Here is an 18,549-nt window from a genome sequence, read left to right on the forward strand (position 1 = left end):
GAGCGAGGGCACCAGAGATGGCCCGGCGCGCAGAAACGAGCAGGATGTGTGCTCTGACACGGGTTGAGAAGCCCGTGGCGGAGCTCATCCGTTTTGTGTTAAGCCCCGATGGTGTGTTAGTACCCGACACGGAGGCCAAGGCCGAAGGTCGTGGCGTCTGGATCACCCTTAACCGTGACCTGCTGGTTGAGGCGATCAAGAAGAAGGTCTTCGCACGCAGTCTCAAGACTGAGGTTACTCTTCCTGAGGACCTGCCGGGACTGACAGAGCTGCGCCTGCAGCAGCGTTATCTCAACGCGCTGGGCATGGCCCGCAAGGCCGGACAACTGACTTTTGGTGCCACCAAAGTGCGTGGCCTGATTACCACGGGCGGTCTGATCGCCCTGATTACGGCGACGGACGCGGCCGATGACGGTCGTAGCAAGATGGTCGGACCGCTCAAGGCGCTCCACTATGGCGCCGCCGAAGAGGGAATTGACGGCTTCGATGTGCCCCATTTCGAATTGCTCTCCTCAGAGCAAATGGGTTTGGCACTCGGAATGGAAAATGTGATACATGCTGCCCTTACAAGAGGGGCTGCAGCCCAAGCGGCAGTAGAAAAGGCCAGAAGACTGGCACTTTTCATTGCCAAACCGACGGAAACGGACACCGGCCGCGCTGCGGTTGACGGTGACCTTTTGCCCGAGGAACAGGACGAAAGACGCGAGATACATGGCTGATAACGACGACAAGCGCACCGACGACAATGGCGCGAAGAAGACGCTGACACTCAAGGGCGGCCCAGGCCTGGGCAACCGTCCTGGCATGTCGCGCGGCCCTTCCCGCTCGACGGTGGTCGTCGAGAAGCGCACCCGCCTGGTTCCAAAACCAAATGCTCCAAGCGGCGCGCCACAGCGCCCGCAGTCGGGTGCAGCCAATCAGGGTCGCCCCGGTTCCGGCCGTCCGGCACAGCAGGCGCGTGCGCCGCTGGGACTGTCGGCTGCCGAAGCTGAAGCCCGCCGTCAGGTGCTGGCACAGGCTGGCGCGCGTCAGGCAGAAGACAAAGAACGGTTCGCTGCTGAAGAAGCCCGTCGCATGGAAGAGGACGCTCGTCGTCGTCAGATCCGTGAAGAAGCGGCCAAGGCCGAGCAGGAACGCCAGGCTGAAGAGGCTGCGGCACCACAGGCTGAGCCAGCGCCTGCTGAGGCGCCCAAGGCCGAAGCGCCAGCTGCCGCACCCGATGCAGCAGCCAGTACGGAAGAAGCCAAACCCTTTACACCCGCTTCGCAGCGCAATGCTGGTCCATCCAGCGTGCGTGTGGTTGCCGGCCGTCCCGGTCAGCCGCCACGGCCACCGCGCGCCGAGCGTCCAAGCAATGCGCGCCCCGAAAGCGAACGCGGTGCCAATGCCTATATCAAGCCAGGTGCCGCCGGCGCCCGGCCTTCAGGCACGGCAACACGTCCTGCCGGTGAGCGTCGTCCAACCGGTGCCGGCATGGCACCGATCGGCAATGTGCCGCCCGCCGGTCCCAACGAGGCCGATGGCCGCAAGATCCGGTCCGGCACGCCCCAGGTGCGGCCGACAACCGAAGCGGAAATGGAAAATGCCCGCCGCGCCTCGCGTGCGACCCCAGATCGTCCAACCCGCCGCACCGGCCAGGAAAACGGTCGTGGCCGCCTGACCGTGACCAATGCCGGCGCCGAGAGCGATCGTGATAAGGGGCCATCGCTGGCCGCCATGCGTCGCCGTCGCGACAAGAAGATGGGCCGCAACCAGCAGGAAGCGCCCAAGATCAGTCGCGAAGTGACCATTCCAGAAGCCATTACCGTGGCCGAGCTGGCCAACCGTATGGCTGAACGTTCGGTTGCCGTGATCAAGCTGCTGATGGCCCAGGGCCAGATGGCAACGATCAACGACGTGCTGGACGCTGATACTGCCGAGCTGATCGCGACCGAGCTGGGCCATACGGTCAAGCGCGTGTCAGAAGCCGATGTGGAAGAAGGTCTGTTTGATCTGCCACAGGACGACAAGGCCGAGGATCTGACCGATCGCGCGCCAGTTGTGACCATTATGGGTCACGTCGACCACGGCAAGACCAGTCTTCTCGATGCGATCCGCGAGGCCAATGTGGTGTCGGGTGAAGCCGGTGGCATTACCCAGCATATCGGCGCCTATCAGGTCGACAAGAACGGCAGCAAGATCACCTTCCTCGATACCCCGGGCCATGAAGCCTTCACGGCCATGCGTGCCCGTGGTGCTCAGGCGACCGATATTGCGGTGCTGGTTGTTGCAGCCGATGACGGCGTGATGCCGCAGACCATTGAATCCATCAAGCACGCCAAGGCGGCTGGTGTTCCCATCATTGTGGCCATCAACAAGATGGATAAGCCCGAGTCCGATCCGACCCGGGTGCGCACCGAGCTGCTGCAGCACGAAGTGTTCGTCGAATCGATGGGCGGCGACGTGCTGGACGTGGAAGTGTCTGCCAAGACCGGCAAGGGTCTGGACAAGCTGCTCGAAACCATCCTGCTGCAGGCGGAAGTGCTCGAACTGCGCGTGGCCAAGGATGGCCGTGCTGAAGGTCTGGTCATTGAAGCCAAGCTCGACCGCGGTCGCGGTGCTGTCGCCACCATGCTGGTGCAGCGCGGTACCCTCTCAATCGGCGACATTCTGGTCGCTGGTACCGAGTTCGCCCGCGTTCGTGCGCTGATCAACGATCAGGGCGAGCAGGTCAAATCGGCTGGTCCATCCATTCCTGTGGAAGTGCTGGGCTTTACCGGCGTGCCAAGTGCGGGCGACCGCTTCTCGGTGGTCGAAACCGAAGCGCGCGCTCGTGAAGTCACCGAATATCGTCAGCGCGCCATTCGCGAGCGGACAGCCGGTGGCGGCGCCACCAGCCTCGAGCAGATGATGAATCAGCTCAAGGTGGCCGGCATTGCCAAGTTCCCGCTGATCATCAAGGGCGACGTGCAGGGTTCGGTCGAAGCCATCGTGGCTTCGCTGAACAAGCTCTCGACCGACGAAGTGTCGGCGCAGATCCTGATGAGCGCTGTGGGTGGTATCACCGAGTCCGACGTGACGCTGGCGGCGGCATCCAATGCCATCGTCATTGGCTTCAACGTTCGTGCCAACAAGCAGGCGACCGAACTGGCGACCCGCGACGGTATCGAAATTCGCTACTACAACATCATCTACGATCTGGTGGATGACGTGAAGAATGCGATGAGCGGTCTGCTCAAGCCAGAACGCCGCGAGACCTTCATCGGCAATGCCGAGATCCTGGAAGTCTTCACGATTACCAAGGTCGGCAAGGTTGCCGGTTGCCGGATCACCGATGGTCTGGTGGAACGTGGTTCCGGTGTCCGCCTGATCCGCGACAACGTCGTGATCCACGAAGGCAAGCTCAAGACGCTCAAGCGTTTCAAGGACGAAGTCAAAGAGGTCCAGACGGGCCAGGAATGCGGTATGGCCTTCGAAAATTACGAAGACATGCGCGCTGGCGACGTCATCGAATGCTTCCGCGTCGAGACCGTGCAGCGCACGCTGTAGGCCAAGCCATCACAGAATTGGAAAAAAGGGCGCGGTTCACACCGCGCCCTTTTTGCATTCTGACACCTGCCTGACCGGCAGGACCACCTATTCAGCGGCGGCCTTTTCATGGTCGGTGCGCTGGTCGGTAATGGCCAGCTGTTCACTGGCACCGCGCTTGCGGCGGATACGGACGCGCTTGATGCGCCGGCTATCGGCAGCCAGTACCTCGAATTCGAAGCCTTCAAGCTTGGTAATGCGTTCACCGCGCTTGGGTACATGGCCAGCCAGATCAAACACCAGACCGCCAATGGTATCGACCTCCTCGGCATATTCGCCGGGGTCGAAGTCGGGACCCAGCATGGTCTGGACATCGTCCAGCTCTGCGCGGGCATCGGCGATATAGGTATCAACGCCTACCTTGCGGATCAGCGAAGCGGCGAGCTCATCATGCTCGTCCTCAATCTCGCCAACCACAGCTTCAAGCAGGTCTTCAATGGTCACCAGACCATCGGTGCCACCATATTCATCGACCACAATGGCCATGTGCACGCGGCTGGCGCGCATGGATTGCAGCAGATCGCCAACCGGCATGAAGGTGGGCACGAACATGGCTGTGCGCATGTGGTCGAACTTGGCCAGCTTCTGCTTGAGAACGCTGGAGACAAGCTTGACCGGCACCGCCTTGGTCGGATCTTCCACCGCAGCGGTGATCTTTGTGAGCGCGTCCTTGACGTGAATAAAGCCCAGAATATTGTCCAGACCATCATCAAAAACCGGCAGGCGGGAATGGCCGACCTGACGGAAGCGCGCCAGCAGATCACCCAGATTGGCATCGGCGTCGATGGCCTGGATATCACTGCGCTCGACCATTACGTCGCCAACGGAAATGTTGGAGAGCTTGAGCACGTTCTGCAGGATGGTCCGCTCGCTCTCGGAGAAGTCAGCGGTTTCAGCGCTGCCTTGCTCATCAAGGGCGACCTGAAGATCGTCCCGTAGCGAAACCGTCCGCAGGGCCAGCATGGCCTTGACGCGGTTCCATAGCGAAGGCCCCCGTGCAGGCACGGAGGCGGGACTAGAAGGAGGCTCGGGATTTGTGGGCGCCGAGGGGCCCAAACTGTCGCTGTCGTTCATGTTATATCGCCGCAAAAAGCAGCTCACTATCCTTTAAATCGGGAAATACGCCCGCCAGATCCTTGGCTCAGCCCTGCTCGGCATAGGGATCGTCAATGCCGAGGCTTGCCAATATCGCGGTTTCGAGACTCTCCATCTGGTGAGCCTCCGCATCCGTGAGATGATCATAGCCTAAAATGTGCAAAAATCCATGCACCACAAGATGAGTAAAATGATGGGGGAAGCTGGTGCCCTGCTCCAGTGCCTCGCGCTCAAGCGTTTCGCGCGCCATGGTGATGTCGCCCAGGATGCCAGTTACCGGCGCGAACGGCTCGATCTGGGGAAAGCTCAGCACATTGGTGGAGCTGTCCTTGCCGCGCCATTGCTGGTTGAGCTCATGCTGTTCAGCGTCATTGGTGAGCACGATCGCCAGTTCGGCCGCGCCCTTGACCTTGGCCTTGCTCATGTCGAGCGCAGCAAATACCGCGCGCTCGGCCAGAGCATCGAGATCCTCTGGCCAGGCGTCGTCATTGCGGATGATGGCGATATCGAGCGGGGCGGAACTCAGCGTGTCGCCCCTTCTAAGGCCTTTTCGGCAAGCCGCTTGGCCGTGTCGGCTTCATAGGCGCGCACGATGCGGCCGACGAGCGCGTGGCGTACCACGTCCTTGTCACCAAAGCGCGTGACGTGAACGCCCTCGACACCGTCGAGCAGATTGACCGCCTCGACCAGACCCGATTTTTCACCGCGCGGCAGATCCACCTGGGTCGGATCGCCGGTGATGATCATCTTTGAGTTCTCGCCCAGACGGGTCAGGAACATCTTCATCTGCATCGAGGTGGTATTCTGGGCTTCGTCCAGGATCACCACGGCATTGGCCAGCGTACGGCCACGCATGAATGCGAGCGGCGCCACCTCGATAATGCCCGAGGTGATGCAGCGCTCGACGTTTTCGGGCTTCATCATGTCGTAAAGGGCATCATAGAGCGGCCGCAGATAAGGATCGACCTTCTCCTTCATATCGCCGGGCAGAAAGCCCAGACGCTCGCCGGCTTCAACGGCGGGACGGGAGAGGATGATGCGGTTGATGTCGCCGCGTTCAAGCAGGGATGCAGCATGGGCCACCGCCAGATAGGTCTTGCCGGTACCAGCAGGGCCAACGCCAAACACCAGTTCGCTGCGATCCATGGCGCGCATATAGGCGTCCTGGGACGGGGTGCGGGCGACAATGGTGGATTTGCGCGTGGCAATCTGGGCCATACGCACCTTGCCCTTGCGCTCCAGCGTGGGAAGCGTGAGCTGGCTGTCTTCAGTCTGGATCATGCGAATGACACCATCGACCTCCGAGATGTCGACGGTGCGACCTTCTTCGAGACTGCCATAAAGCGATTCGAGAACGCGGCGCGCCTGGTCGACGGCGCTGGCAGCGCCTTTGAGCAGAACGTGATTGCCGCGGGGAATGGCCGAAACCTTGAGACGCTGCTCTATAAGCGCCAGGTTTTGATCGAAATCGCCATACAGCTGCGCTGCCAGACGATTATCTTCAAAAGCGAGTTCGAGTTGAGATGCGAGTGCGTTGTCGGCGGTCGGGGACAAGTGCCTGCTCAAACTGGTGTGGCTCCACGCTCAGCGCGGCTGCGGGCTTGCGCCGCGACTACAAGAACGAAGCTAGGACGATTTGGCTCCGCTGTCTGTAGCAATATTGTGACGATTTGCGCCGGCACAAGGGCCGTCACGCTGTCACCGTGCAGATGGGGGGCATTGCCGCAACATAGCCGCTACCAGCGCCTCGGGCGCATCTTCCTGAACGAGGTGACCGGCATTGGGTATCGGGATCACCGGATGCGCGGAGATCAGCGCGGCCAATTGCCTGCCTTTGTCCGGCGGGATCCAGTTATCGCGCTCACCCCACAGCACCGTCACCGGGCAATCGAGCAAGCGATACTGGCCCTGCACCTCATCGGTGAATTTTTGGTCCATCTGGGCAATCTGGCGGTAGAAAGCCGGCTTGCCCACGGGGCCCATCCAGGGCTTCGCGTAGATGTCCAGCGCCTGAACGGACAGTGGATGATGGGCTGATGTCTGCAGATAGGCCCGCAAGACTGCCAGATGCATGTAGTCGGGCATGCCGGCAAAGGCTTCGGGATGGCGCCGCACATGCTGGACAAAGGGAGATCCCCATGGCGACAGCGCCACAGCATCAAAGATGGTCAGGGAAGCATAGCTCAGCCCATTGAGGAAATGGCCCCGCAGCGCTGTCGCGCCTCCGAAATCGTGGGCCAGCACATGGGGTCGAGTCAGGCCCCATTCCTGCATCAATGCAGCCAATACCAGGTTCTGCACACCCAGGGATACGTCCTGGTCAGCGCGCATTTCAGACTGGCCATATCCGACCAGATCAAAGTAGTAGACCGTCCAGTGAGCCGCCAGATGCGGCACGATGCGGCGCCACACCTGTGAGGAAAACGGCGTGCCGTGCAGCGCAATCAGGGCTGGCCCCTGGCCGATCTTACCCCAGCGAACGCCATTTCCCTGAACCGTGGTTGTATTGGGAAGCTCAAGCATCTGGTGGAACTCCGTCATGCCAATCGGCCCAAAGGTACCAGACCCGCTGCGTTGCGCATGGATCAGGCGGCGGCGACCGCCTTGAGCCGCCCGACCAGTGAATTGGTGGAGGTACCGATGATCTCGACCTGGTGAATGGCCCCTATCAGCTCGGGACTACCATCAAGGTGCACGGCCTGAAGATAAGGGGAACGGCCGCCGACCTGACCGGGCATGCGGCCAGGGCGTTCGATCAGCACGGGCAGGGTCTTGCCGACGCAAGAGGCATGGAACGCCGTCGTCTGGGCATTGACCAGATCCTGCAGCCGCCACAGGCGTTCATTCTTGACGTCTTCAGGAACCTGATCGCCCAGATTGGCGCCGGGGGTGCCCGGACGGGTCGAGTATTTGAAAGAATAGGCCGAGGCATAGCCGACATCGGCGATGATCTTGAGGGTGTCCTCGAAATCGGCATCGGTCTCACCGGGGAAGCCGACGATGAAGTCACCTGACAGCGCCATGTCGGGGCGCGCTGCCTTGATGCGCTCAATAATGGCCATGTATTCGGCCGCCGTGTGGCGCCGGTTCATGGCCTTGAGAATGCTGTCGGAGCCGGACTGCACGGGCAGGTGCAGATAGGGCATCAGGATGTCGAGATCGCGATGGGCGTTCATCAGCACATCATCCATGTCGCGGGGATGGCTGGTTGTATAGCGCAGGCGCTCAAGCCCTGAAATTTCGGCAAGCAGATAGGCCAGCTCGCCCAGGCTGACACTGCGGTCGGCAGCATCCAGACCGTGATAGGCATTGACGTTCTGGCCCAGCAAGGTGATTTCCTTGACCCCGGCATCGACCAGGCTGCGCGCTTCGGCAATCACCTGTGCGACGGGACGGCTGACCTCGGCGCCTCGGGTGTAGGGTACCACGCAGAAGCTGCAGAACTTGTCGCAGCCTTCCTGCACGGTCAAAAAGGCCGTCAGACCGCGCTTGATGGTCACTTCCTTACGTGCGGCAGGCAGGTGTTCGAACTTGTCCTCTTCGGGAAAGTCGGTATCGATCACGGCTTTTTTCAGCGAGGGGTGCATATGGCGCTGCGCTTGGGCGCGCGCCAGCATATCGGGGAGCTTGTGATAGGCCTGCGGGCCAAACACCATATCGACTACGGGTGCGCGGCGGGCAATCTCTTCGCCCTCGGCCTGTGCCACGCAACCGGCCACGCCGATCATCATGTCACCGCCCATGGCACGACGCTCGCCCTGCAATTCCTTGAGACGGCCCAGTTCGGAGAACACCTTCTCGGAGGCCTTTTCACGGATATGGCAGGTATTGAGCAGAACCAGATCGGCTTGCGCCATATCGAGCGTGGTCTCATAGCCGTGCGGCGCCAGCGCGTCGCTCATGCGATCACTGTCGTACACGTTCATCTGACAACCATAGGTCTTGATGAAGAGTTTTTTGGTATTGGCGCGCATCTCGGTCATGGAACGCTCTGTACCAGAGGATGCGGGCTTATCAAAGCCTGCAACCCTTCGGTGCCTCAAGGTGTTCTACCGTCAACCCCATGAGGAGAGAACACATGTCCGATACACCCGAAAAAACGACCGATGATGAAGCTGCTGCGATGAAGAATGGCAAGAAGCCGGGCCCAAAGACCTCGCCTGTGCAGGTGCGCAATGCCGGTGACGAGGCCCAGCCAGACACTCCCGAGAACTGGGATGAACAGGACGAAGCGCTCGATGAGAGCTTCCCTGCCAGCGACGCCACTGCCAAATACTGACGGATGATCCGTCGCACCCGCCAATGGCGGGTGCTCGTGGTTTCAGCTTTTTGAGCCTTCGCGCCGTCACCGGTTGTCATTATGGTGCGACGCGGGCCGCTGATTTTGTGACCAGGCCCCGCTCAGAAAGCGCAGCATGACCGGATCGTCCCAGAACATTGCCCAGCCGGCACAGCGTGAGCGTTCTCGGCGGCGCTTGATGCGCTCGCTGCCGGTGGCGACCTATCTGGGGGCGCTTGTGCTGGTCATTCTGATCCCGGCGCTGGTGGTGTCACTGGTGTTGATCAATCGCAACAATCAGGCCCAGGAAGAGGTTGTGCGCAGTCTGACCAATGCGACGGTTCAGGCGGTGGGCCAGTCGGTGGAGCGCGAAATTGCCGGCATGGTCACCACGTTACGGGTGTTGTCGACCAGTGAACTGCTCAAGGCGGCTCAATTCCGCGAATTTCACGATCGCGCAGCGACAGCTCTGGCGGGTACCGGCGCCTATCTGATCGCGCTTGATGGCGCGTTCGACCAGATGCTCAACACCCGCGTACCCTATGGTGCTGCTCTCTCACCCACCTCGGACCCCGCTACCGCCGCGCAGGCGATGCAGCGATCGGCCCCGACTGTCTCGGGGCTGTTTTTTGGCCGTACGGCGAGCCGGTGGGTGTTCAACGTGCTGCTGCAGGTTCCCGAAAATGAGCAGGTATCGCTGCTGGTGCTGACGCAGAACGCCGAGAATCTGGCTGGGGCGCTACAGTCGCGCCAATTGCCGACGGGCTGGCATGCGGCCCTTGTCGACAGTGGCAATCTGGTGGTCGCGGCCACCCCTGATGCGGGCTTTGAAACGGGCAATGTGCTGCCCATGCGCCAGACACAGGACCAGCCCCCCGAAGAGTGGCAACGCGAGCGCTTTGACGGGCAGCAGGTGGTGACAGCTGAATGGCGCTCGGCCCTGTCGGGCTGGCGCGTGATTGCCTGGGCATCAACTGATGCGGTCGACCGGCCACTGGGGGATGCCCTGTTATGGCTGGCTGCCTGGGGCGTGATCATCGCGCTGGCAGCGGCGTTACTGGCGTTTCTGATTGCCGAACGCATTGGCATATCGGTGCGCGGCCTGCGACGCGACGCGCAGCGCCTGGGTCGGGGCGAGCCGGTGGCGGCCAAGGCCTATCCCGTGGCGGAAATTGCCGAGGTCTCCCGCGCGCTTGCCGATGCCTCGGCATCGCGACAGGCGGCGGACAACGAAGTCCGGTTCCTGATGCGCGAAGTTGCGCATCGCTCCAAGAACCAGATGACCGTGATTGCCGCGATGGCCCGGCAGACAGCACGCGGCGCCGATGACGTGCCCAGCTATGTGCAGTCGTTTGAACGGCGCATTCAGGGTCTGGCGCGATCCACCGACCTTCTGCTGAACAATGGCCGGGCCGGCGTTGCGCTCGAAGAACTGGTGGAAAGCCAGATCGCCCCGTTCAGCCCCCCGACACCGACAGGGTCGATGTTTCCGGACCTGCCGTTCGCCTGAACATGCAAGCCGCGCAGATCCTGGGCATGGCGGTGCATGAACTCTCGACCAATGCCGTCAAGTACGGCGCTTTCGGCGAAGGCGGCGGCACCCTTTCTGTGCGATGGACGCTCAGTGGTGAAACTCTGGACTTTGTCTGGCACGAGACGGTACCGCAGGCACTGACGGCCTCGGACCGCGTGGGCTTTGGCACTACGGTGCTCAAATCGATGGTCGGGCACTCGCTGGGCGCGGTGGTGGAACGGGATTGTCACGAGACCGGTATGGAATGGCGCTTTTCCATTCCACTGTCGGCCATTGACCCCGAGCAGATGCCACCGCCGCCGGGTAGCCTGCTGGGCGAATAAAATCTGGCGTTCTGACGCCATTTGCCCTATAGGGACGCCTGTCTCTGACCTGCGGGTCGGTGGCATTCATGGCCCCTCCTGGACGACATCCCGGCAGGGGCGACCCAATCCTCCTTTGAAAGGATCTATCCGATGTCGATCACTGCTGAGCGCAAGACCGCTCTGATTCAGGAATACGCAACCACTCCAAACGACACCGGTTCGCCGGAAGTTCAGGTGGCCATCCTGTCCGAGCGCATTGCCAACCTCACCGAGCACTTCAAGGAACACGGCAAGGATAACCATTCCCGCCGCGGTCTGCTCAAGCTCGTTTCGACCCGTCGCAGCCTTCTCGACTACGTCAAGAAGGTCGATGACAGCCGTTACAAGACCTTGATCGAAAAGCTCGGCCTGCGCCGCTAGGCGCGCCAGTAGAATTGCGGATGCGGGGTTTTTCTCCGCATCTGCCTTCGCTGCCCTTTCCTGCCGATCAGAATGATACGGCAGGCAGCAGCGATAAGCGTAGACCGGCGAATGCCGGAGCATGGCAGGATTATTGGCCGCTCCCCGCCTCACGCTCGCAAAATCATCGCTTGGTTTTGATCTCGTGAGGCACCCGAACACAACGGGAGCTGCTTGTTGTCTTGCCCATGTTTCGTCTTTGCCAGACGCAACAGCGCCTGATTTTGAGCCCGGGTCACACATGGGGTGGGACAGCGGGTGCGGGCGCACCGGATGAGTTCGCGGGATGACCTACGCCCCTGCGTTACCGCTCAGACGGCAGAAATGGAAAGACAAGACATGACCATCAATTTTGACTACCACAAGGTCGAGCTGAACTGGGGCGGACAGCCCCTGACGCTCGAGACCGGTAAGATGGCCCGCCAGGCCGATGGCGCCGTGCTCGCCACCCTGGGTGAAACCGTGCTGCTGGCCACCGTCGTCAGCGCCAAGACCGCCAAGCCCGGCATCGATTTTTTCCCGCTGACCGTGAACTACCAGGAAAAGTATTTTGCCGCAGGCAAGATCCCCGGTGGCTACTTCAAGCGTGAAGGTCGCCCGACCGAGAACGAGACCCTGACCAGCCGCCTGATCGACCGTCCGATCCGCCCGCTGTTCCCCGCTGGCTACAAGCATGAGACCCAGGTGGTCATCACCGTGCTGCAGCATGACATGGAAAACAATCCAGACGTGCTGGCCATGGTCGCCGCTTCGGCTGCCCTGACCATTTCGGGCGTGCCCTTCATGGGTCCGATCGGCGCAGCGCGCGTTGGCTATGTCGACGGCGAATATGTGCTGAACCTGCCCATCGATCGTCGTAGCGAATCCAAGCTTGACCTGGTGATGGCCGGTACCGAAGACGCCGTTCTGATGGTGGAATCGGAAGCCAAGGAACTCAGCGAAGAAGTGATGCTGGGCGCCGTGATGTTCGGCCATGGCGAAAGCCGCAAGGTGATCCAGGCGATCATCAAGCTGGCCGAACTGGCTGCCAAGGATGCCCGTGACTTTGAACCTGTTGATCACTCGGCGCTGGAAGCCGAAATGCTCAAGCTGGTCGAAGCCGACCTGCGGACAGCCTACAAGCTGACCAAGAAGGAAGAGCGCTATGATGCCGTCGATGCCGTCAAGGCAACGGCAAAGGCACATTTTGCTGATCGCGTCGAAGCTGGCGAAATCTCGGCTGAAGATGTTGGCGCCGTGTTCAAGTCGCTGCAGGCCAAGGTCGTGCGCTGGAACGTTCTGGATACCGGCCTGCGCATCGATGGTCGCGATCTGAGCACTGTGCGTCCGATTGTTTCAGAAGTCGGCGTTCTGCCCCGCACCCATGGTTCGGCCGTGTTTACCCGCGGCGAAACCCAGGCGCTGGTTGTTGCCACGCTGGGCACCGGCGAAGACGAGCAGTACATCGACAGCCTTGAAGGCACCTACAAGCAGAACTTCCTGCTGCACTACAACTTCCCTCCATACTCGGTGGGTGAAGCTGGTCGCATGGGCTCCCCGGGCCGTCGCGAAATCGGCCACGGCAAGCTTGCCTGGCGCGCGATCAACCCGATCCGTCCTTCGGTTGAAGAATTCCCCTACACGATCCGTGTTGTGTCCGAGATCACCGAGTCCAACGGCTCGTCCTCGATGGCAACCGTTTGCGGCACCTCGTTGGCGCTGATGGATGCGGGTGTTCCACTGGCTCGTCCCGTGGCCGGTATCGCCATGGGCCTGATCCTGGAAGGCGAAAAGTTCGCTGTTCTCAGCGACATTCTGGGTGATGAAGATCACCTGGGCGACATGGACTTCAAGGTGGCTGGCACCGAAGACGGCGTCACCAGCCTGCAGATGGACATCAAGATCGCTGGCATCACCGAGGAGATCATGAAGATCGCCCTCGAACAGGCCAAGGGCGGCCGTATCCACATCCTGGGCGAAATGGCCAAGGCCATCACCGCGTCCCGTTCGGAAGTGGGCGAGTTCGCACCGCGCATCGAGACCATGAAGATCCCGACCGACAAGATCCGTGAAGTGATCGGCACCGGCGGCAAGGTGATCCGCGAGATCGTCGAAAAGACCGGCGCCAAGATCAACATCGACGACGATGGCACGATCAAGATCTCGTCCTCGGACGGCAGCGAAATCGAAGCCGCCATCAAGTGGATCAAGTCGATCACCGATGAGGCTGAAGTCGGCGCCATCTATCAGGGCACCGTGGTCAAGACCGCCGATTTTGGCGCGTTCGTGAACTTCTTTGGCGCCAAGGATGGTCTGGTCCATATCAGCCAGCTGGCCGAACAGCGCGTTGCCAAGACCACCGATGTGGTCAAGGAAGGCGACAAGGTCTGGGTCAAGCTGCTGGGCTTTGACGAGCGTGGCAAGGTTCGCCTGTCGATGAAGGTCGTCGATCAGGAAACCGGCAAGGAAATCGTGGCGGCTGCCGAGTAATCGAGCCCCCGACAATTAATTGAAGGCCCGGAGCAATCCGGGCCTTTTTTTGCATGGCTGCCCTGCGCGCACGGCAGAAATCATCACATTGGCGAGAGGAACCCCTTGGCGTGCAGCGCGTTAGGGCAGTGAGGCTTTCCTGCACTAGCGAAGTCTCTGGTCCGGGCATAATTGACTGCTCGACGCATCAAATCGCGCCTGTTCCGTTTTAGGGTTTTGCTTTGCTTACTCGACGTTTGTTCATGATCAGCCTCTCGGCCACCGCACTGACCGCCTGTGCTTCGAACCGCACCCCGGTTACCCGCGAGCCCCAGATCGATCCGTATTACCAGGCCATGTATGGCGCCAACTACACCGAGAAGTTCCCGGTAGAGGCGACCGATCTGCGCCGTGTTGATCCCCAGTTCTGGCGTCAGGAGGTCGCATACGTGACCTCAGAGCGTCCAGGAACGCTGGTGGTCGATACACCGGCCCGCTTCCTCTATCTGGTGCTCGAAGGCGGTCGTGCGCTGCGCTACGGCATTGGCGTGGGCAAGACCGAGGCTCTGGTGTTCCGTGGCACCGCCACCATCGGTCGCAAGGCCCAGTGGCCGCGCTGGACGCCAACGCGTTCGATGATCGAGCGCGAGCCCGACCGCTACGGCCCCTATGCCGGCGGCATGGAAGGTGGCCCGGAGAACCCATTGGGTCCACGCGCGTTGTACCTCTACAAGGACGGCCGCGACACGCTGTTCCGCCTGCACGGCACCACCGAGCCCTACACCATCGGCACCAATGTTTCCTCGGGCTGCATTCGCCTGATGAACCAGGACATTATTGACCTCTATGGTCGTGTGCCCACCGGCGCCAAGGTCGTGGTGATCAACAGCTAATCGGTCCCCCGGGCCAATGCCGCGGCAGCGGCCAGACTTGTTTCGGAATCCGTAGTCACCGAATCGAGATTGGCCGCTGCCGCGACACTGGTCCGGGGACAGACATCAAAAAAGCCCCGGTGAGTGATCACCGGGGCTTTTTGCTTGCTGCTATACCAGACAATCAGACCTGCTGCACGGCCTCAACACCGGGCACGAAGTGCCGCAACAGGTTTTCGATACCGCTCTTGAGCGTGGCGGTGGACGATGGGCAACCCGAGCAGGCGCCCTGCATGTGCAGGAAGACGGTGCCTTCCTTGAAGCCCTTGAAGGTAATGTCGCCGCCATCCATGGCCACGGCAGGCCGGACGCGGGTGGCGAGCAGCTCCTTGATCACTTCAACGGTTTCGCTGTCCTCTTCTTCGAAGAACTCGTCGACCTCATCGAGATTGGCCACTTCAACACCGCCTTCGACGATGACGGGCTTGCCCGAGAGGAAGTGGTCCATGATGACGCCCAGAATGGCGGGCTTGATGTGTGCCCAATTAGTGTCATCCTTGGTCACCGAAATGAAATCGGAGCCCATGAACACGCCGGTGACGCCAGAAATCGCGAACAGGCCCGTGGCCAGCGGCGAGTTGGCCGAGGCTTCCAGGCTGCGGAAGTCGCGCGGCTCGCCAACCAGCACATCACGCCCGGGCAGGAATTTCAGCGTCGACGGATTTGGAGTGGCTTCGGTCTGGATGAACATCGGCTTGCCTTTGGCAATATGCAATTAGAACGTTTCTAAAATAGACTTTTGGTGGCCGAGCGCAAGGGCATTTCGCGCCGGGCAGGGGTGCAGCCAGTTCAGATCAGCAGATGTCGATAATTTCGGCATCGCTCATGCGCCCAGGAACCACGGTCAGCGGGATCGGCAGCGCATGGGCGCGAGCGGCAAAGTGCATGACGAGCGGGCCGGGGCCCTCGCCGGTCGAGGCGGCGAGCACCAGAATGGCGATGCCGCGGTCCTCATTGATCACGCGCTCAATCTGTTCAGCGCCTTCGCCTTCGCGGATGACCGACTCGACCTTGACCTCGCCAATGTCGCGAATGCGGGCCAGACGGGCATCGAGATTGCGCTCGGCCTCTTCGACAGCCTCGGCGCGCAACACGTCTTCAACGCCTAGGCCGATAAATTCGGGCTTTTCGACCACGCTCATCAGCACCACCGTGCCACCGGTGCGCTTGACGCGATAGGCGGCAAAAGTCAGGGCGCGATCGCATTCGACGGTTTCGTCGATGACCACGAGGAATTTGCGCTTGTATTCGGTCTCGTACATGGCCGGACCTCCTTAGCGGACGAAGCCAACAATATTGCGAACGTCGTTCATCACAGGCTGGGCAATCGCGCGGGCACGATCGGCACCGTCGCGCAGAATAGCATCCATTTCAGCGTGATCTGCAACCAGGCGTTTCATCTCGTCGGCTATGGGTGAGAGCACAGACACCGCAAGCTCGGCCAGCGCCGGCTTGAAAGCGCCCCAGCCCTGGCCACCATACTGAGCCAGCACATCATCAACGCTGGTATTGGAAAGCGCAGCATAGATGCCCACCAGGTTTTCGGCCTCGGCCCGTCCGGCCAGACCGGCCGCCTCGCTGGGCAGGGCGTCGGCATCGGTGGTAGCGCGCTTGATCTTTTTGGCGATCAGGTCGGCGCCGTCCATCATGTAGATCGTTGAAAGGTCCGAGGCGTCGGACTTGCTCATCTTCTTGGTGCCGTCCTTGAGGCTCTTGACGCGCATGGCGGGGCCGGTGGCCAGCGTTTCGGTGACGGGGAAGAAGTCACCGCGATGCCCGTTCGCCTTGATCTGCTTTTTGAAGTCGTGATTGAACTTCTTGGCGATGTCGCGGGTCAGTTCGAGATGCTGACGCTGATCTTCGCCAACCGGCACACCGGTGGACTTGTAGAGCAGGATGTCTGCCGCCATCAGCGATGGATAGGCGAACAGGCCCAGCGAGACATTTTCGGCATTCTCACCAGCCTTGTCCTTGAACTGGGTCATGCGTTCCATCCAGCCCATGCGGGCCACGCAATTGAAAATCCAGCTCAGCTCGGCATGTTCCATGACCTGGGACTGGTTGAAGATGATCGACTTCTTGGGATCGAGCCCGGCGGCGATATAGGCCGCGGCGATCTCATAGGTCCAGCGCTTGAGGTCGGCGGGATCCTGCCAGACCGTGATGGCGTGCATATCGACCACGCAATAGATGGTCTCGTGCGTTTCCTGCAGCGGCACAAAGCGGCGGATGGCGCCCAGATAATTGCCCAGATGCAGGTCGCCCGAGGGCTTGATGCCCGAAAAGACGCGGGGAGTGAAAGCCATAAGAGAAGTACCCATCAGGTTTAGCAGCCTGCCGAATTACACCGGCGGGCCATCAGGATGCAAGTCAGCCACGCCGGCGCAGCCGCGCCAGCACCATGCCCAGAGGCTGAGCGCCGGTGACGTGGACCAGGGTGAAATAGAGCACGGTGCCGAACATGCAGATAGCAAACAGCGCTGCAATCTGGGTCAGCAAGGCGCCATCGGGCGCAAAGATCGCCTCCGCGCGCTGGCCCAGCACATAGAGCGCGGCGGCCATTATCAGGGCGCTGGCAATGGTCAGGACATGCCTGCGCAGCGATACGAGGGTGAGCACGAAATAGCCGCGCCGGGCCAGAAACAGCGCGAGCAGCACAGCATTGAGCCAGGACGATATGGTGGTGGCCAGTGCAATGCCGACATGCTGCATCGAAGGAAACAGCCAGAGCGAGATACCGATATTGGCGACAACCGACAGCCCGGCAAAGACGGTGGGGGTGACCGTGTCCTTGCGCGAGAAAAAGCCCGGCTGCAGCACCCGGATAAGCACGAAGGCGGGCAGGCCCCAGGCGAAGCCGACAAGCGCTTCGGCCACGGGCACGGTGGCGGCCGCATCAAAGGCGCCCCGTTCGAACAAGACCCGGACAATGGGTACTGACAGCGCAGCCAGCGCGGCGGCGGCGGGCATGGCCAGCAGCATGGAGAGCAAAAGCGACTGATCCTGGCTCCTGGCGGCCTCAACGTCGCGGCCAGCGCTCAGATGCCGGCTGAGTTCTGGCAACAGCACGGTGCCGATGGCAATGCCGATAATGCCCAGCGGCAATTGGTAGAGTCGGTCGGCATAGCCGAGGATCGAAATCGTGCCGTCCACGCTGGACGCGATGACCGTGCCGACCAGAATATTGATCTGGGTGATGCCGCCCGCCAGGATCGCTGGAACAGCCAGCATCCAGAAGCGGCGCACTTCGGGGTTGGGTCGGGGCAGGCCGATACGCGGCACAAAGCCCGAGCGGCGAACGGCGCCATAGACCAGCGCCAATTGGGCGATGCCGCCCAGCATGGTGGCAATGGCCACCCAGAAGGCCGCGTCAGCCTTGTCTTCGAGCACCAGAATGGCCAGCGGCACGAGCGCGGCGATGTTGACGATATTGAGGATGACGGGGGCAAAGGCGGCCGCAAAGAAGCGCCCCAGCGTATTGAGGATGGCGCCATAGGCCGCCATCAGCGACATGCAGGCAAGATAGGGGAACATGATGCGTGTCAGAAACACGGTCAACGCGAACTTTTCCGGGTCATCAAAGCCGGGTACGAAGACCCGCATGATGGGCTCCATGAAGATTTCGGCCAGAATGGTCACCACGACGATCGTGGCGACCAGCCAACTCATGATACGGCTGGCGAGCAGTCTGGCCGCCTCGTCGCCCTGCGTCTCGAGCGCATTGGAGAACATGGGCACGAAGGCGGTGTTGAAGGCGCCTTCGGCGAACAGCCGACGGAACAGATTGGGAAAGCGGAACGCAGCGTTGAAAGCGTCGGCAGCGGGGCCGATGCCGAGCACGGCGGCCATCAGCGCGTCGCGGGCAAAGCCGGCAATGCGCGAGATCAGGGTCAGCCCGCCCACGGAGAGAAAATTGCGGTACAGGCTCAC

17 protein-coding genes are annotated in these 18,549 nt (G+C 61.2%); 8 read left to right on the plus strand and 9 right to left on the minus strand.

The window, feature by feature from the left end:
• Positions 1-74 precede the first annotated feature (74 nt).
• Both AC0L37_RS18305 and infB read left to right on the plus strand, forming a co-directional pair.
• Positions 75-719: a DUF448 domain-containing protein gene (locus AC0L37_RS18305; RefSeq protein WP_473313680.1), complete on the plus strand. Its 645-nt coding sequence runs from the start codon at positions 75-77 to the stop codon at positions 717-719.
• Entirely contained in the window at positions 712-3,528 is a 2,817-nt protein-coding gene (gene infB / locus AC0L37_RS18310; protein WP_212660060.1) for a translation initiation factor IF-2, read from the plus strand. The genes AC0L37_RS18305 and infB overlap by 8 nt, the downstream gene beginning before the upstream one ends.
• Before the next feature lie 87 nt (positions 3,529-3,615).
• Here the strand turns inward: infB and AC0L37_RS18315 are convergent, their stop codons facing one another.
• The 5 genes from AC0L37_RS18315 to miaB form a co-directional block, all read right to left on the minus strand.
• Positions 3,616-4,530: a hemolysin family protein gene (locus tag AC0L37_RS18315; RefSeq protein ID WP_212660097.1), complete on the minus strand. Its 915-nt coding sequence runs from the start codon at positions 4,528-4,530 to the stop codon at positions 3,616-3,618.
• Between the two features lie 178 nt (positions 4,531-4,708).
• The gene (ybeY, locus tag AC0L37_RS18320; RefSeq protein WP_473313684.1) at positions 4,709-5,086 is read right to left on the minus strand and encodes an rRNA maturation RNase YbeY; all 378 of its coding nucleotides are present in this window, start codon (positions 5,084-5,086) and stop codon (positions 4,709-4,711) included.
• A 98-nt stretch (positions 5,087-5,184) separates the two neighbouring features.
• Entirely contained in the window at positions 5,185-6,216 is a 1,032-nt protein-coding gene (locus AC0L37_RS18325; protein ID WP_282222406.1) for a PhoH family protein, read from the minus strand.
• A 144-nt stretch (positions 6,217-6,360) separates the two neighbouring features.
• Positions 6,361-7,185 carry an alpha/beta fold hydrolase gene (locus tag AC0L37_RS18330; protein WP_473313687.1) on the minus strand — a complete coding sequence of 275 codons (825 nt, stop codon included), beginning with the start codon at positions 7,183-7,185 and terminating at the stop codon, positions 6,361-6,363.
• Between the two features lie 62 nt (positions 7,186-7,247).
• Positions 7,248-8,645 carry a tRNA (N6-isopentenyl adenosine(37)-C2)-methylthiotransferase MiaB gene (miaB, locus tag AC0L37_RS18335; RefSeq protein WP_282222404.1) on the minus strand — a complete coding sequence of 466 codons (1,398 nt, stop codon included), beginning with the start codon at positions 8,643-8,645 and terminating at the stop codon, positions 7,248-7,250.
• A 95-nt stretch (positions 8,646-8,740) separates the two neighbouring features.
• Here miaB and AC0L37_RS18340 point away from each other — a divergent pair, with 95 nt between their 5' ends.
• The 6 genes from AC0L37_RS18340 to AC0L37_RS18365 all read left to right on the plus strand — a co-directional run bounded on the left by AC0L37_RS18340 (position 8,741) and on the right by AC0L37_RS18365 (position 14,580).
• Positions 8,741-8,941 (plus strand): hypothetical protein, encoded by a 201-nt coding sequence (locus AC0L37_RS18340; RefSeq protein ID WP_212660057.1) that lies wholly within the window; start codon positions 8,741-8,743, stop codon positions 8,939-8,941.
• A gap of 136 nt (positions 8,942-9,077) precedes the next feature.
• Positions 9,078-10,451, plus strand: a complete 1,374-nt coding sequence (locus AC0L37_RS18345; protein ID WP_282222403.1) for an HWE histidine kinase domain-containing protein — start codon at positions 9,078-9,080, stop codon at positions 10,449-10,451.
• Between the two features lie 2 nt (positions 10,452-10,453).
• Positions 10,454-10,798: a sensor histidine kinase gene (locus AC0L37_RS18350; RefSeq protein ID WP_282222402.1), complete on the plus strand. Its 345-nt coding sequence runs from the start codon at positions 10,454-10,456 to the stop codon at positions 10,796-10,798.
• 132 nt (positions 10,799-10,930) lie between these two features.
• Positions 10,931-11,200, plus strand: coding sequence for a 30S ribosomal protein S15 (gene rpsO / locus AC0L37_RS18355; RefSeq protein ID WP_212660055.1), 270 nt, complete (start codon positions 10,931-10,933; stop codon positions 11,198-11,200).
• A gap of 378 nt (positions 11,201-11,578) precedes the next feature.
• Positions 11,579-13,708, plus strand: coding sequence for a polyribonucleotide nucleotidyltransferase (pnp, locus tag AC0L37_RS18360; RefSeq protein ID WP_212660054.1), 2,130 nt, complete (start codon positions 11,579-11,581; stop codon positions 13,706-13,708).
• 242 nt (positions 13,709-13,950) lie between these two features.
• Positions 13,951-14,580, plus strand: a complete 630-nt coding sequence (locus AC0L37_RS18365; RefSeq protein ID WP_282222401.1) for a L,D-transpeptidase — start codon at positions 13,951-13,953, stop codon at positions 14,578-14,580.
• Between the two features lie 163 nt (positions 14,581-14,743).
• Here AC0L37_RS18365 and AC0L37_RS18370 read toward each other — a convergent pair whose 3' ends face one another.
• The 4 genes from AC0L37_RS18370 to murJ all read right to left on the minus strand — a co-directional run bounded on the left by AC0L37_RS18370 (position 14,744) and on the right by murJ (position 18,549).
• Complete coding sequence (locus tag AC0L37_RS18370) at positions 14,744-15,310, minus strand: NifU family protein (protein ID WP_212660094.1); 567 nt, start codon at positions 15,308-15,310, stop codon at positions 14,744-14,746.
• 103 nt (positions 15,311-15,413) lie between these two features.
• Positions 15,414-15,881, minus strand: coding sequence for a universal stress protein (locus AC0L37_RS18375; RefSeq protein ID WP_212660052.1), 468 nt, complete (start codon positions 15,879-15,881; stop codon positions 15,414-15,416).
• A gap of 12 nt (positions 15,882-15,893) precedes the next feature.
• The gene (gene trpS, locus AC0L37_RS18380) at positions 15,894-16,925 is read right to left on the minus strand and encodes a tryptophan--tRNA ligase (protein WP_212660051.1); all 1,032 of its coding nucleotides are present in this window, start codon (positions 16,923-16,925) and stop codon (positions 15,894-15,896) included.
• Positions 16,926-16,989: 64 nt separating this feature from the next.
• Positions 16,990-18,549, minus strand: a complete 1,560-nt coding sequence (gene murJ, locus AC0L37_RS18385; protein WP_282222400.1) for a murein biosynthesis integral membrane protein MurJ — start codon at positions 18,547-18,549, stop codon at positions 16,990-16,992.

Source organism: Devosia sp. J2-20 (assembly GCF_055808475.1).

Bases quoted from the DNA above. Each gene is read 5' to 3' on its own strand.
- AC0L37_RS18340 (WP_212660057.1), top strand. From the start codon at position 8,741: ATGTCCGATACACCCGAAAAAACGACCGATGATGAAGCTGCTGCGATG.
- AC0L37_RS18315 (WP_212660097.1), bottom strand. From the start codon at position 4,530: ATGCTGGCCCTGCGGACGGTTTCGCTACGGGACGATCTTCAGGTCGCC.
- ybeY (WP_473313684.1), bottom strand. From the start codon at position 5,086: ATGAGCAAGGCCAAGGTCAAGGGCGCGGCCGAACTGGCGATCGTGCTC.
- miaB (WP_282222404.1), bottom strand. From the start codon at position 8,645: ATGACCGAGATGCGCGCCAATACCAAAAAACTCTTCATCAAGACCTAT.
- AC0L37_RS18375 (WP_212660052.1), bottom strand. From the start codon at position 15,881: ATGTACGAGACCGAATACAAGCGCAAATTCCTCGTGGTCATCGACGAA.
- AC0L37_RS18330 (WP_473313687.1), bottom strand. From the start codon at position 7,185: ATGCTTGAGCTTCCCAATACAACCACGGTTCAGGGAAATGGCGTTCGC.
- pnp (WP_212660054.1), top strand. From the start codon at position 11,579: ATGACCATCAATTTTGACTACCACAAGGTCGAGCTGAACTGGGGCGGA.
- AC0L37_RS18365 (WP_282222401.1), top strand. From the start codon at position 13,951: ATGATCAGCCTCTCGGCCACCGCACTGACCGCCTGTGCTTCGAACCGC.
- AC0L37_RS18370 (WP_212660094.1), bottom strand. From the start codon at position 15,310: ATGTTCATCCAGACCGAAGCCACTCCAAATCCGTCGACGCTGAAATTC.
- infB (WP_212660060.1), top strand. From the start codon at position 712: ATGGCTGATAACGACGACAAGCGCACCGACGACAATGGCGCGAAGAAG.
- AC0L37_RS18345 (WP_282222403.1), top strand. From the start codon at position 9,078: ATGACCGGATCGTCCCAGAACATTGCCCAGCCGGCACAGCGTGAGCGT.
- AC0L37_RS18350 (WP_282222402.1), top strand. From the start codon at position 10,454: ATGCAAGCCGCGCAGATCCTGGGCATGGCGGTGCATGAACTCTCGACC.
- rpsO (WP_212660055.1), top strand. From the start codon at position 10,931: ATGTCGATCACTGCTGAGCGCAAGACCGCTCTGATTCAGGAATACGCA.
- trpS (WP_212660051.1), bottom strand. From the start codon at position 16,925: ATGGCTTTCACTCCCCGCGTCTTTTCGGGCATCAAGCCCTCGGGCGAC.